Source organism: Streptomyces vilmorinianum, assembly GCF_005517195.1.
Taxonomy (GTDB): Bacteria; Actinomycetota; Actinomycetes; order Streptomycetales; family Streptomycetaceae; genus Streptomyces; species Streptomyces vilmorinianum.
The window spans coordinates 6,502,076-6,514,695 of record NZ_CP040244.1 but is presented as its reverse complement, the minus strand read 5'-3'; the positions used below and the strand labels follow the sequence as shown (position 1 = coordinate 6,514,695).

Here is a 12,620-nt window from a genome sequence, read left to right as displayed (position 1 = left end):
GGCCGGTATGAGCACCAGGATCCTGCCGGCCGTCGCCGACCCCGACGCGGCCCGGTCCGTCGTCACGCTGCTCAGCCAGCTCCCCGACGCCGAGCCCGCCGCACCCGTCGCCGACTCCACCCAGCTCGTCGACACCCTCGCCCGCCTGGCCGCCGAGTCCGTCGACGAACTGCCCGAAGTCGTCCTGGTCCACGAGCGGATCGGCCCGGTCCCGGCCCTCGAACTCGTCCGCGAGGTCGCCCTGCGCTTCCCCGCCGTCGGCGTCGTCCTCATCACCGCCGACGCGAGCCCCGTGCTCTTCTCGGCCGCCATGGACTCCGGCGCCCGCGGCCTGGTCACCCTCCCCCTCGGCTACGAGGAACTGGCCAGCCGCGTCCAGGCCGCCGCCCAGTGGTCCGCCGGCGTCCGCCGCCACCTCGGCACGGGCGCCGACGTCCTCACCGGGCCCGGCGGCACCGTCGTCACCGTCAGCGGCGCCAAGGGCGGCGTCGGCACCACCGTCACCGCCGTGCAGCTCGCCCTCGCCTCCCGGGCCTCCGGCCGCACCGTCGCCCTCGTCGACATGGACCTCCAGGGCGGCGACATCGCCTCCTACCTCGACGTACAGTTCCGCCGCTCGGTCGTCGACCTCGCCGCCGTCGACGACATCTCGCCCCGCGTCCTGCAGGACGCGGTCTACACCCACGAGACGGGCATCGCCCTCCTCCTCGCCCCCGGCGAGGGCGAACGCGGCGAGGACGTCGCCGACCGCTCCGCCCGCCAGATCATCGGCGCACTGCGCTCCCGTTACGACGTCGTGGTCGTCGACTGCGGCACGTATCTGACCGGCGCGGGCGCCGTGGCCGTCGAGATGGCCGACGCGGCGCTCCTCGTCACCACCCCGGACGTGGTCGCGGTCCGCGCCGCGAAGCGGATCGTACGGATGTGGGACCGTCTCCAGATCCGCAAGGCGGAGGAGAGCACCGTCCTGGTGAACCGGTACACGCGGTCCTCCGAGATCCAGCCCGCCCTCATCCAGAAGATCACCGGGACCCGGTTGGCGGGCGTCGTCGTCCCCGCCAACTTCAAGGAACTGCAGGGCGTCGTCGACGCGGGCCGGATGCACGAGCTCGACGCGCGCTCGACCGTGAAGCAGGCCCTGTGGTCCCTCGCCGGTGAACTGGGCCTGGTGCAGGGGCCGGAGGCCCGTCCACCGCGGGGTGGCGCTCCGCGGGGGCCGGGCAAGCAGCTCGCCCTCACGCGCGGCGACGACCGGGGATCGGTCGGCCTGCGACGACGCGGGAAAGGGCGCTGAGCCATGCCGGCCTACCAGGCGCACCAGGCGCACCAGGCGTACCGGGAGTACCAGGCGTACCGGGCGTACCGGGAGTGCAGGGACTACCGGGACGACCGGGGGCAGGTGGCGATCGAGTTCCTTGGCATGGTGCCGCTGATCCTGCTCACGCTGGTGCTGCTGTGGCAGTGCGTCCTGGTCGGCTACACCTTCACGCTCGCGGGGAACGCGGCGGACGAGGCGGTACGGGCCGGGGCGGTGGAGGGGGACTGCCAGGAGGCCGGCAGGCGGCACCTGGAGGGGGCGTGGGCGGCGGGAGCCTCCGTGGCCTGTGCCCCGTCCGGGGAGATGGTGCGGGCGACGGTACGGCTCAAGGTGCCGGTGCTCTTCCCGGGCGCGATCAGCTTCCCCTTCACCGTGACCGGTGAGGCCGGAGCCGTACGGGAAGACAGGGAGGGGCCATGAGGTCACGTGACCGGGGCCAGGTCGCCGTCGAATACCTCGGCTTCCTGCCCATCCTGCTGCTCGTCGCCCTCGCGGGCATCCAGCTCGGCATCGCCGCGTACGCCGCCCAGCAGGCGGGCACGGGAGCGCGCGCCGCGGCCCGTGCCGCCACGCACGACGACACGACGCTCGGCCCGGAAGCGGCGGGCCGGGCCGCGATGAGCGGCTGGATCGCCGAACGCAGCGACGTCTCCGCCCCGGAGGGATCCGACGAGGTCACGGCGACGGTCACCGTCCGCATCCCCTCCGTCGTCCCCTTCTGGGACGGCTTCGGGTCCGTGACGAAGGCCGCCACCCTGCCCCTGCCCGAGGAGGACGAGTAAGCATGAGTCTGCGGGCCCGTATCAGCGCCCCCGAGGAGAACGGCGCGGGAGGCAGGGAGGACGGCCACCTCGTCGCCTCCTTCCGCGTCAAACTCCTCGAGGAGATCGACCTCACCGAGATGTCCGCGCTCGCGGCCGCCGAGCGGCGCGCCCGACTGGAGCGCGTCCTCGGCCACATCATCAGCCGCGAGGGCCCCGTCCTCTCCACCACCGAACGCGCCCAGCTGATCCGCCGCGTCGTCGACGAGGCGCTCGGCCTCGGCGTCCTGGAACCGCTCCTCGAAGACGCCTCCATCACCGAGATCATGGTCAACGGCCCCGACCAGATCTACATCGAGCGTGCGGGCCGGGTCGAACTGCTGCCGCTGCGCTTCGCCTCCCACGAGCAGCTGATGCAGACCATCGAGCGGATCGTCTCCACCGTCAACCGGCGTGTGGACGAGTCGAATCCGATGGTCGACGCCCGACTGCCGTCCGGCGAGCGCGTCAACGTGATCATCCCGCCGCTCTCCCTGACCGGGGCGACCCTGACGATCCGCCGCTTCCCCCGCGCGTACACCCTGCGGGAGATGATCGGGCTCGGCTCGCTCGACGAGCAGATGCTGTTCCTGCTCGCCGGCCTCGTCCAGGCCAAGTTCAACGTGATCGTCTCCGGCGCCACCGGTACCGGGAAGACCACGCTCCTCAACGCGCTGTCCGGACTGATCCCGGACGGCGAGCGCGTCATCACCATCGAGGACTCGGCCGAACTCCAGCTCCAGCAGTCCCATGTCATCCGTCTGGAGAGCCGCCCCCCGAACATCGAGGGCCGCGGCCAGGTCACCATCCGCGACCTCGTCCGCAACTCCCTGCGCATGCGCCCCGACCGCATCATCGTCGGCGAGGTCCGCGGCGGCGAGACCCTCGACATGCTCCAGGCGATGTCCACGGGACACGACGGCTCGCTCGCCACCGTCCACGCCAACTCGGCCGAGGACGCGCTGATGCGCCTGCAGACCCTGGCGTCGATGTCGGAGGTCAAGGTCCCCTTCGAGGCGCTCAGGGACCAGATCAACAGCGCCGTCGACGTCCTCGTCCAGCTCACCCGGCACGCCGACGGCACCCGCCGCATCACCGAGATCGCCATCCTGGCCTCGAACGGACGCGAGCGCTTCACCCTCGCCACCGTCTGCGCCTTCCGCGCCCAGCCGCTCGCGGCCGACGGACGGGTGTACGGGTCGTACGCGTACTTCCCGCTGCCCCGCAGGGTCGCCGACCGGCTGTACATGGCGGGCCAGCCGATCCCCCAGGCCTTCGGCGTCGCCGCGTCCGACGAGCAGCTCGCCACCCGAGAAGCGAAGTAGGGGGACCGTCCATGAACCACCTCACCTGGCTGGTGACCGGCGTCGCGCTGCTCTGCTGCGTCCTCGGGGTGCTCGGCATCCATACGTACGCCAGTGGAGCCGCCCAGCGCGCCGCCCTGGTCGCCCGGCTCACCGAGAGCGGCGCGCCCGAGGGCGGCGGCCGGCGCAGACGCCGCTTCCGTGCCGTCGACCGGCGCGTACGCCGTACCGCGTTCGGGCGGAGACTGGAGCTGCGGATCTCCGCCACCGGACTCGACCTGACCCCTGGGGAGTTCGTCGTCTCCATGGCCGCGACGGTGGCCGCGCTGTGGATCACCGGACAGGCCGTACTCTCCCCGTTCTTCGGGCCCATCTGCGGCTTCCTCGGCGTGTGGGTCGCCCTGGGATTCCTCAACTGGCAGCGGCAGAAGCGCATCGAGAAGTTCATCAACCAGCTGCCGGAGCTGTCGAGGATCCTCGCCAACGCCACCCAGGCCGGACTGGCGCTGCGGATGGCGCTCAGCATGGCCGCCGACGAGCTGGAGGCGCCCGCCGGCGACGAACTGGAGAAGGTCGCCCAGCAGCTCGCGGTCGGCACGTCCGTCGACGACGCCCTCGGCGAACTCGCCGAGCGCCTGCCCTCCCGCGAACTGGTCGTCCTCGTCACCACCCTCGTCCTCGCCAACAAGGCGGGCGGCACGGTCGTCTCCTCGCTGCGCAACCTCACCGAGACGCTGGAGGAGCGCAAGGAGACCCGTCGCGAGGTCCGTACCCAGCTCTCCCAGGTGAGCATGACGGCGTACGCGGTCCCGGTCATCGGCATCGGCTCGCTTCTCCTGATCGACAACATGCAGCCGGGCGCGCTCGACCGGATGACGGGCTCGGGCCTCGGCCAGTTCGCCGTCGTCGCCGCCTTCGCGCTGTACGTCGTCGGCTTCGTCGTCATCCGCCGCTTCTCGAAGATCGACGTCTGAGGGGCTGACGCGTATGGAACTGTTGTTGGCCCTCGTCGCCGGCCTGTCGGTCGCCGGGATCTTCCACGGCATCCGCCTCTACCGCGCGGACGCCAAGCTCCCCGACGACCTCCGGCTCGCCCTGGAGGTCGGCTCCACGCGCACCGGAGCCGTGGACTCCGTCGTGGACCGGCTCGGCATGCGCTACTCCGCCGCCGTACTGCGCCTGATGGGGCCCAAGCGGGTCAACGCCGTCCGGCGCCGGATCGACCTGGCGGGGAACCCGGGGGGCCTGACCATCGACCGGTACGGAGCCCGGCGCGCGGTCTACGGATTCCTCGGCGGCCTGGGCGGCCTGGTCATGCTCTCCAACGGCGACTTCTTCGTCGCGCTGCTGCTTCTCGCCTTCGGTGCCTTCTGGACCGAGGTGGGCATCTGGTCGGCGATCCGCATCCGCAAGGACCAGATCGAGCGCACGCTGCCCGACTTCCTCGACGTGCTGGCGGTGGTGGTGTCGGCCGGGCTCGGCTTCCGGCAGGCACTGGACCGGGTGGCGGACAAGTACGAGGGCCCCTGGTCGGACGAGCTCAGGATCACGCTGCGCCAGATGGACATGGGCGTGAGCCGCCGACAGGCCTTCGACGAACTGCGGCGGCGCAACGACTCCGAACAGGTCGCCCAGTTCGTGACGGCGCTGCAGCAGGGCGAGGAGCTCGGCGCGCCGATCGTCGACACGCTGATCCAGATCGCCAACGACATGCGCAGGACCGACGCCCAGAACGCACGGAGGAAGGCGGCGAAGGCGGTCCCCAAGGCGACGATGGTGATCACGACCCTGATGGTCCCGGCGACGATGATCCTGCTGGGCGCGGGCTTGTTCCTGGGGACGGGAACGAACTTCGGCTCGATCACGGGAGAGTGAGCGGTGTCCGTGTCAGCGCCCATGTCCGCGCCCGTGTCCGCGCCCGTGTCCATCAATCTCCAGGTCAACGCGCTCCAGGCCATGTGCCGTCAGGTCTTCGGCTTCCGGCTCGCGATGATCGCCCTGGCGACCCCGGCCGCGCTGCTGGGGGCTGCCCCCGGCCTCGCGGCTTGGCTCGTCGGCGCGGCCGTCCTGGTCACCTTCATGGTCTCGTACGCGCTGTTCAGGGACTGGGAGCGGTTCGGCCCGCTGCTGCTCCGGCACCCGGCGCTGCTCGCCGCGGACACGCTCTTCGGCTCGCTGCTCCTGGGCACGGCGGGCCCGGAGAGCACGCTGGGGTACGTCAGTGTCTGCACGCCGCTGCTGGCGGGTCTGGCCTACAGCTGGCGCGGGGCCGCGTTCTTCGCGTGCCTCCAGTCGCTGATACTGCTGGCGATCTACGCGGCCTATGCGGCCGACGTGGGCGAGGCCACGCTGCTGCCGGGCCTGTGCGTGATCACCGGCGCGCTCGGGGTGACGCTCAGGAACCTGCTGCTCCGCTTCGGGGCGGCGACGCGGGCCCTCGCAGCGGCGCAGGCGGTGGAGGAGGAACGGGCCCGCCTCGCACGCGACATGCACGACTCGGTGGCGAAGACGCTGTACGGCCTCGCGCTGGCGGCGGACGCCCTGGCGGTGTCGCCGGACCCGCGACAGCAGGCGCAGGTCGTGGCCCGCTCGGCCCGCAGGGCGGCGGCCGAGTCGCGCGAGCTGCTCGCGGACCTCCGCAGCCGGTCATACGCCGGGGGGAGGACGGGCGCGGTCGACGTGACCGCCGAACTCACCGACCGGGTACGGGACTTCGCGGTCCGCTCGGGCATCGAGGCGCGGTACGTGGGCGCCGGGGCCGGCGCCGACGCGGACGCCGTACCGCCTGTGCCGTACGCGGTGGCGCGGCAGCTGCTCACGATCGCCTCGGAGGCGATGGAGAACGCGGGCCGTCACGCCCACCCGACGCGTGTCGACGTCTCGGCCGGTGTCTTCGCGGGCCTGCTCCGCATCAGCGTGCGCGACGACGGCCGCGGCCTGCCCCCGGGCACGACCCTGGACGACCTGCGCAGGACCGGCCACTTCGGCCTGGTGGGCATGGTGGAGCGGGCGGCGGAGGTGGGGGCGCGGATCCGCATCGGGCGGGGCGCGGCCGTGAAGGGCACGGAGGTCCGCCTGGAACTCCCGGTCTCGGTCGAGGGGGCTGCGGGATGACGCTCAGAGTCGTGATCGCGGACGACAACCCGGTGGTCCGCGCGGGCCTGACGGCCCTGCTGGACGGCCACGCCGACATCGAGGTGGTGGCCCAGGCCCCGGACGGCCGCACGGCACGCGAGGCGACGGAACGCCACCGCCCGGACGTGGTCCTCCTCGACGTCCGCATGCCGATCGTCGACGGCCTCACGGCCCTGCCGCACCTGGTCCGCCTGGCTCCGGTGCTGATGCTGACGTACAGCGGCGAGAGCGCGGTGGTGCGGGAGGCGCTGCGGCTGGGGGCGGGCGGGTACCTGGTCCACGGGGAGTTCACGGCGGAGGAACTGGTGACGGCGGTCCGGGACGTACGGGCGGGCCGGGCACACTTCACGCCGACGGCGGCGAATGCGCTGCTGGGGGTGGTGCGAGGGATTCCGGATGCGACTGCACATGGTGGTGGGGTGCCAAGTGTCTCGAATTCATTGCGGTTTCGCGAAATGACTTCGCATGTGCAACCGAATGTGGGACGGTTTGGTCTGAGTGGGAGGGAGGCGGAGGTGATGGACCTGATCGCGTCGGGCCTGAGCAATCGGCAGATCGCCGACACCTGCTTCATCAGCGAGAAGACGGTCAAGAACCACATCAACCGCATCTTCGCGAAACTCCACGCCACGACACGCAGCGAGGCGATAGCGGCCTGGCTCGGCACGAGGACGGCGTCGTGAATTGGGCCCGCATTTGGGCCTGCGGGCCCTTGGGTAGGGGTGGGGTGGCCGCGTACCGTGCGCGGGCCTACACATCCGGAGGGGACCATCATGAGCGACGTGCTGCTGAAGGCCGTGACGAGGACAAAGGTCCACTTCGGCGGCTGGGTGCGAGCGCGGTCGAGGGACCGGGGGCAGACGGCGGTCGAGTACCTGGGGATCATTGTGGTGGTCGTGGCGATCGTGGTGGCGATCACCGGTACGAGTATCGGCCAGGACATCATGAACGCGATCAGGACCAAGATCTCCAGCCTCACTGGCGGTGGCGGAGGCGAGTGACCGGTCGTCGCACCGGCGATTCCGGGCAGGCCTTCCCCATCTACATCACCGTGATGGCGGGTCTGCTCTTTCTTGCGTTCGTGTACTTCGCCGTTGGGCAGGCCGCCGCGACGCGCAATGGGGCGCAGACGGCGGCTGACGCCGCCGCGTTGGCGGCGGCCCAGGACGCTCGGAACCAGCTTCGGGACGGATGGCTTGAGGTCATTCTGGATCCGGCCGCGTGGGATCGATTCCTCAATGGCGAGAGTTACATCGCGCCTCGTGCTTGCGAGCGTGCGGCGTCGTTTGCTGCCAAGAACGATGCGGAGCTCTGGGGTAAACGCTGCGCGCGCCTGCCTGTTGGGGAAGAGGGGTTCCGTGTGCAGGTTCGCACCCGTTACACCGTGGGTGAGTCCATCATTCCGGGCACAGAAGGGCAGCACGCCACGGCGGAGGCCACAGCAGTGCTCGAACCACGGTGCACCTTCAAGGCTCCCGACCCCACACCGGAACCGGAACCAGAGCCGGCTGAGCCTGACCCCAAGCCCGCGGAGCCCGGCCCGATTCAGGGCCTGTCGTGCGACGGTGATCCCTGGGAGATCGACCCCGAGCGCCCGAGGCTGCCGAGCGCTGCCGATCTCTTCACTGTCCGACTGGCCGATTGATTAGCAGAGGAACTCCAACTCATGAGTGTTCGGTACGCGACGAAGACCCGCAGGGGGATGGTCGCTGTCGTCGTTGCGGCTGGTCTTACCCTCGGTGCCGGCGGCTGCGGCAGTGACGAGGAGCCTCCGCAGAAGAAGACCTCGGCGAGTTCCCAGGCCCCCAACACACCGGAAGGCAACAAGGGGGCACAGACCGAGGAACCAACCGAAGTCCTTGCCGTGCTCAAGGGACAGCAGGGGCTTGAGTTCACCGTCGAGTCGGCGAAGCGCGACGCAGGAGGGTTCCTGACCGTCAGCGGCAAGCTGGTCAACACCTCGGGCTCGACCCAGATCATCCCGACCCAACTGGCGGGCGATGAGACCGAGATCATCCAACACGGGATCTCGCTGGGCGGTGCGACGCTTGTGGATTCGGTCGGGAAGAAGCGCTATTACGTCCTCCGGGATACGGACGGCCGGCCGCTGACCACGACCGGTCTGTCGGACCTCGGTGCGGGACGTTCGACGAACGTCTTCATGCAGTTCCCCGCTCCTCCGGTCAACACCACCGAGGTGACGTTCCAACTGCCCACCTTCCGTCCCGGCACCATCAAACTCTCCTGACGGACGCCGCCATGACCACTCCCCACCGCCTCGCCGCCCTCGCCGTCGCCACCCTCTTCCTCACCACCCTCTCCACCGGCCCCGTCCTCGCCGACGATCCCCCCGGGTCCACCTCCAGCGCCTCCCCGCCCCCCGAGATCGACGCGAACTCGCCCGAGCTCATGCTGCCGGACGGCGCCACCCTCGCGCCCGCCAAGATTCTCGACATCAAGCAGGTCGTCGAGGAGGAGGGCGGCGAGCAGCGGCGTGAGGACACCAATGTCGATGTGACCTTCGCCCTGCAGGCCGAGGTGCTCTTCGCCAAGGACAGCGCCAAGCTCAGCCCCGCCGCCACCGCCCGTATCGCCGCCATCGCCGTGGAGATCAACAAGCAGAACTCCAGCAAGGTCCGCGTCTTCGGCTTCACCGACAACCTCGGGACGTACGAGCACGGCCTCAAGCTCTCCAAGCAGCGGGCCGACGCCGTGCAGCAGGAGCTGGCCAAGAACCTGGACCCGGGCAAGACGTTCGACATCCGCGGGTACAGCGAGGACTACCCCATCGCGGACAACAGCACCGAGGAAGGCCGGACCAAGAACCGCCGCGTCGAGATCTCCTTCCCGCGCACCACGGGCGGGTAGCGGGTCGGGCGAAGCGCCTGTGCGGATACTCTGCCTGGCGGCCAAGACAGCCAACGCCGCGCGCGTGCCGGGTAGGGAGAGTCCGTTCATGTCCGACGACAACCGCCGTTCCGGCGCGCATCCCACCGCGCAGCCCGTCATACAGCCCGCCGCGCCCCGCTTCGTACAACTGCTGCCTTCGTGGGGCGTAGGGGGCGTGACGATCCTCGTGCTCTTCGTGGCGACAGCCCTGCTCTCGTGGGAGCTCGTAGGCAAGGACCGACCCGAGGCGTACACCTCCGTCAGCGGCAACATTCTCCTCGTACACCTGCCCGCCGTCCTCACCTACGCCCTCGGTACATGGGCCGCCGGAGCGGTGCACCGGGCGCCTTCGCGTGACGCCTCACTCCGCCACTGCGTCGCCTTGTTCGTCCCTGCCCTGGTCGTGCAGGCGCTGGGATTCTTGCTGCCGGCCGCCAACCTCACCGTCCTCGGGGTCCTGATCGCGCTGGCGGATCTCGTCATCGGCTGCGCGCTCGGATTCCTTCTCGACCGGCTGCGGCGCCGGTAGGCGCCGACGGGGCCGGGGCAAGTGGTCCGCCCTGCCGGCCTTGACGCCGAGGATCAGATCGCGCCAGGCCTCACGGCCGGCGGTGCGGTAACGATCTTCCTGGCTGAGGACAGCGATGCAGCTCTGCGACCACGGCCCGGCGGCAGCGGGCCGGGTAGGCGCGTGGCCCACTCATCCCGGGCCCGGGCCGCGACTCTCGAGGCCCGGCCCCCGTCCACGGCTTGCCTCAGATGCCCTCGACGTGCGCTCTGTTTCCGCAGAGCCGTGAGAATGATCCGAGGACCGTGGTGACTCAAAGCTGTAGCGGCAACCACCGCGTCGATGGCGTACTTGTGGCCGTGCAGGTTCGCGTTGCGCAACAAGGCTGGCGAACGTGGTGGACGACTGGGGCGGGGAGTGGGGGATCGACGAGGCGCAGCCCGCCCCACCGGGGGACGAAGTCCTGGGTGGTACCACTGCCCCGGTGACCGTGCGAGTCGTCCTGCCTGGCCGGGGCCGGTCCACGGTCAGGCGAGGCCTCGATGCCGCGCCAGGCTGATCAGCGCCAGATAGGACACCAGCCCCAACGGGAGGCCGACGAAGAGCCGTACGTACACCGGCCCCCACGTGTCGGGTCCCGCGATGGTGGCTCGCTTGCGGGGGCGGGCGGGGTCGTAGCAGACCCGGACCGGTTCGCCTTCTCCGTATCCGAAAGCGCCTGGCCGGTCCTTGAACTCGACGAGTTCGCCGTCCGGAGTGCGGAAGGCGAAGGTGAACTGGGGATGGCTGCTGTTGTTGCTGGTAGCCCGGAACATCTCGCGCTTCGCGCACCACCCGTCGGCCCGCTCGCCGCGCATCACCAGCCGGATCACGATCAGTACCCGGCGCAGACAGAGGACGCACACGATCGCGCCGGCCAGACCTGCGAGCAGGAAGGCGGTTTCCATCGCCGTCACGCCGGTACCTACTTTCTTGTGAGGCAGAGGGGCGAAGGCCGTCCAGGCCGACTGCGCCGCGTGCTCGGGCATGTCATCGTAAGGGGATCACTTGACCGCGAGAACTCAAGGACGGCCCGGCTCCAGGCGTCCTTCCGCCGCGTGGCTCGACCTCGTTCCAGGCGCCGCAAGTTCGCTCAAGTGGCCAGCCATCAGGCAACCCGCCGCGTCGGTCACCTGGAGCCTGGCGACGCTTCCCGACGAACCGGATCGCGAACGTCTGGACTGCCTGGTCAAGGTGGTCGACCAGGCGCTCGCCTCCTGCGTCGGCCCGATCGGAACGTCGCGGTGGGGACGCTGCAGGAGACCCTCAACATGTGTTACGGAGAAAAGCTGGTGGTGGACCGGGACTTCGGACCCGCGACTCGTGCCGCGTTGATCCGCGCCCAGCCGAAGGCCGGCACTCCCGCAGATGGCGAGTACGGGCCCAACACCCGGAAGGCCATCAAGCACAAGCCGGTGAGCGGCAGTACGTGCGTCCGCGTCCCCTAGCCAGTGCACCGGTTGGCGTCAAAACGCCCTGGACCGTGATCGGTGCAGGGCGCTCGGCCCTGGACCGTAATGCCGCGATGACCGCCGAAGGGTGGGCGAAGCCCATCGCGCGGCGACGCGACGAGGAATGAGGAGCGCCCTTGGCGCGGCGCCGGAAGGCGCGACTCTCGGAAGGGAGGACGGTCGGCGCCGGAGGCCGGCAAGGGCGTCGACTCCAGGTCCCTACGCCGTCCCGTTCGAGTCCCCGAGCGCTCCCAGTGCCGACCGGATCGTCGTGGTCACGCGGTCCGGGTGGTGGAAGACGTCCGTCGCCGTGAAGCGGAGCACCCGGCGGACGTCCGGGCAGTCCGTCAGGGCGTTGAAGCGGGCGATGTCGCGTTCGTGGGCGTGGCGGGTGCCGTGGAAGGCGTAGCCCTCGATCTCGACGACGAGGCCCGCCTCGCGGAAGAGGAAGTCCGGGCGGAGGGGACGGCCCGAGCGGGTGAGGAGGAGCGGCTGGGACTCCGGGTGGAGGCCGGCGTCGCGCATGTGGAGGCGGGCGATCGTCTCCGCCGGGGAGCCCGACGCCGGGTCGGTCAGCGTCAGCCAGCGGCGTGCCGGGGCCGCGCCCGGGCGGCGCGGGGACAGTGCGGCCGCCACGTCCTCGGCGCGGACCAGCGGCTCGCGGCGGATGCCCCTGACGGTACGTCGGGACAGCGCGGAGTCCGCCGCGACCACGGCCTCCTCGCGCGTGCCGCACCGCATCAGGTCGCCGACCGTCCGCGCCGGGGTCGTCACCCGCAGCCCGGCCCGTACGGACACGTCCCGGTCGGCGAGCAGGCCGGTGGAGTGGACCCGTACGCCGGTACGGTCCGCGATGCCCCGCCCGCCCCGGCGGAGCGTGGCGAACTCCAGCTCCTCCGCCCCGCCGTCGTCGCGGCTCAGCATCTCGATGCGGTGCAGCCTCGCCGCCGTCCCGTGACTGCACATCAGATCGGGGCGGAGGAGCTGCACCGCCCTCGCCCGCACCTTCCAGTCCACCTCCTTCCCCCGGACGGCCCAGGCCCCCCGGCAGACCCGCTGCCACCCCTCGCTCCTCAGCCGCCCCTGCAACCGCCCGCGTGGCCAGCCCGCCGCATACGCCCACGCGGTCAGGAGCACGCCGCCGCGGGCCAGTCGCGCCAAGTCCTGCATGGGGCC

16 protein-coding genes are annotated in these 12,620 nt (G+C 70.9%); 14 read left to right on the top strand and 2 right to left on the bottom strand.

Annotation, left to right across the window (positions count from 1 at the left end; translation table 11 throughout):
- Positions 1-7: 7 nt before the first annotated feature.
- The 13 genes from FDM97_RS30110 to FDM97_RS30050 all read left to right on the top strand — a co-directional run bounded on the left by FDM97_RS30110 (position 8) and on the right by FDM97_RS30050 (position 9,975).
- Positions 8-1,294, top strand: coding sequence for an AAA family ATPase (locus tag FDM97_RS30110; RefSeq protein ID WP_137993636.1), 1,287 nt, complete (start codon positions 8-10; stop codon positions 1,292-1,294).
- 3 nt (positions 1,295-1,297) lie between these two features.
- A complete protein-coding gene (locus FDM97_RS30105) occupies positions 1,298-1,738 on the top strand; it encodes a TadE/TadG family type IV pilus assembly protein (protein WP_137993635.1) in 441 nt (146 codons plus the stop codon).
- The gene (locus tag FDM97_RS30100; protein ID WP_137993634.1) at positions 1,735-2,100 is read left to right on the top strand and encodes a TadE family protein; all 366 of its coding nucleotides are present in this window, start codon (positions 1,735-1,737) and stop codon (positions 2,098-2,100) included. Before FDM97_RS30105 ends, FDM97_RS30100 begins: the two co-directional genes overlap by 4 nt.
- A gap of 2 nt (positions 2,101-2,102) precedes the next feature.
- Positions 2,103-3,443 carry a CpaF family protein gene (locus FDM97_RS30095; protein ID WP_137993633.1) on the top strand — a complete coding sequence of 447 codons (1,341 nt, stop codon included), beginning with the start codon at positions 2,103-2,105 and terminating at the stop codon, positions 3,441-3,443.
- An 11-nt stretch (positions 3,444-3,454) separates the two neighbouring features.
- On the top strand, positions 3,455-4,396 hold the full coding sequence (locus FDM97_RS30090; RefSeq protein WP_137993632.1) for a type II secretion system F family protein: 942 nt from the start codon (positions 3,455-3,457) through the stop codon (positions 4,394-4,396).
- 13 nt (positions 4,397-4,409) lie between these two features.
- A complete protein-coding gene (locus tag FDM97_RS30085; RefSeq protein ID WP_137993631.1) occupies positions 4,410-5,297 on the top strand; it encodes a DUF5936 domain-containing protein in 888 nt (295 codons plus the stop codon).
- A 33-nt stretch (positions 5,298-5,330) separates the two neighbouring features.
- Positions 5,331-6,536, top strand: coding sequence for a sensor histidine kinase (locus FDM97_RS30080; protein WP_432816259.1), 1,206 nt, complete (start codon positions 5,331-5,333; stop codon positions 6,534-6,536).
- Positions 6,533-7,240: a response regulator transcription factor gene (locus FDM97_RS30075; RefSeq protein WP_137993630.1), complete on the top strand. Its 708-nt coding sequence runs from the start codon at positions 6,533-6,535 to the stop codon at positions 7,238-7,240. Before FDM97_RS30080 ends, FDM97_RS30075 begins: the two co-directional genes overlap by 4 nt.
- Positions 7,241-7,330: 90 nt before the next feature.
- Positions 7,331-7,558, top strand: a complete 228-nt coding sequence (locus FDM97_RS30070; protein WP_137993629.1) for a Flp family type IVb pilin — start codon at positions 7,331-7,333, stop codon at positions 7,556-7,558.
- Positions 7,555-8,202, top strand: a complete 648-nt coding sequence (locus tag FDM97_RS30065; protein WP_137993628.1) for a pilus assembly protein TadG-related protein — start codon at positions 7,555-7,557, stop codon at positions 8,200-8,202. Before FDM97_RS30070 ends, FDM97_RS30065 begins: the two co-directional genes overlap by 4 nt.
- 21 nt (positions 8,203-8,223) lie before the next feature.
- A complete protein-coding gene (locus tag FDM97_RS30060) occupies positions 8,224-8,805 on the top strand; it encodes a hypothetical protein (RefSeq protein WP_137993627.1) in 582 nt (193 codons plus the stop codon).
- An 11-nt stretch (positions 8,806-8,816) separates the two neighbouring features.
- A complete protein-coding gene (locus FDM97_RS30055) occupies positions 8,817-9,425 on the top strand; it encodes an OmpA family protein (protein ID WP_137993626.1) in 609 nt (202 codons plus the stop codon).
- Positions 9,426-9,513: 88 nt separating this feature from the next.
- Complete coding sequence (locus tag FDM97_RS30050; RefSeq protein ID WP_137993625.1) at positions 9,514-9,975, top strand: hypothetical protein; 462 nt, start codon at positions 9,514-9,516, stop codon at positions 9,973-9,975.
- Between the two features lie 506 nt (positions 9,976-10,481).
- Here the strand turns inward: FDM97_RS30050 and FDM97_RS30040 are convergent.
- On the bottom strand, positions 10,482-10,910 hold the full coding sequence (locus FDM97_RS30040; protein WP_175439286.1) for a DUF3592 domain-containing protein: 429 nt from the start codon (positions 10,908-10,910) through the stop codon (positions 10,482-10,484).
- A 327-nt stretch (positions 10,911-11,237) separates the two neighbouring features.
- Between FDM97_RS30040 and FDM97_RS30035 the strand changes: the two genes are divergently transcribed.
- On the top strand, positions 11,238-11,441 hold the full coding sequence (locus FDM97_RS30035) for a peptidoglycan-binding domain-containing protein (RefSeq protein ID WP_137993623.1): 204 nt from the start codon (positions 11,238-11,240) through the stop codon (positions 11,439-11,441).
- A 222-nt stretch (positions 11,442-11,663) separates the two neighbouring features.
- Here FDM97_RS30035 and FDM97_RS36065 read toward each other — a convergent pair whose 3' ends face one another.
- Positions 11,664-12,614 (bottom strand): hypothetical protein, encoded by a 951-nt coding sequence (locus FDM97_RS36065; RefSeq protein WP_175439285.1) that lies wholly within the window; start codon positions 12,612-12,614, stop codon positions 11,664-11,666.
- Positions 12,615-12,620: the final 6 nt, after the last annotated feature.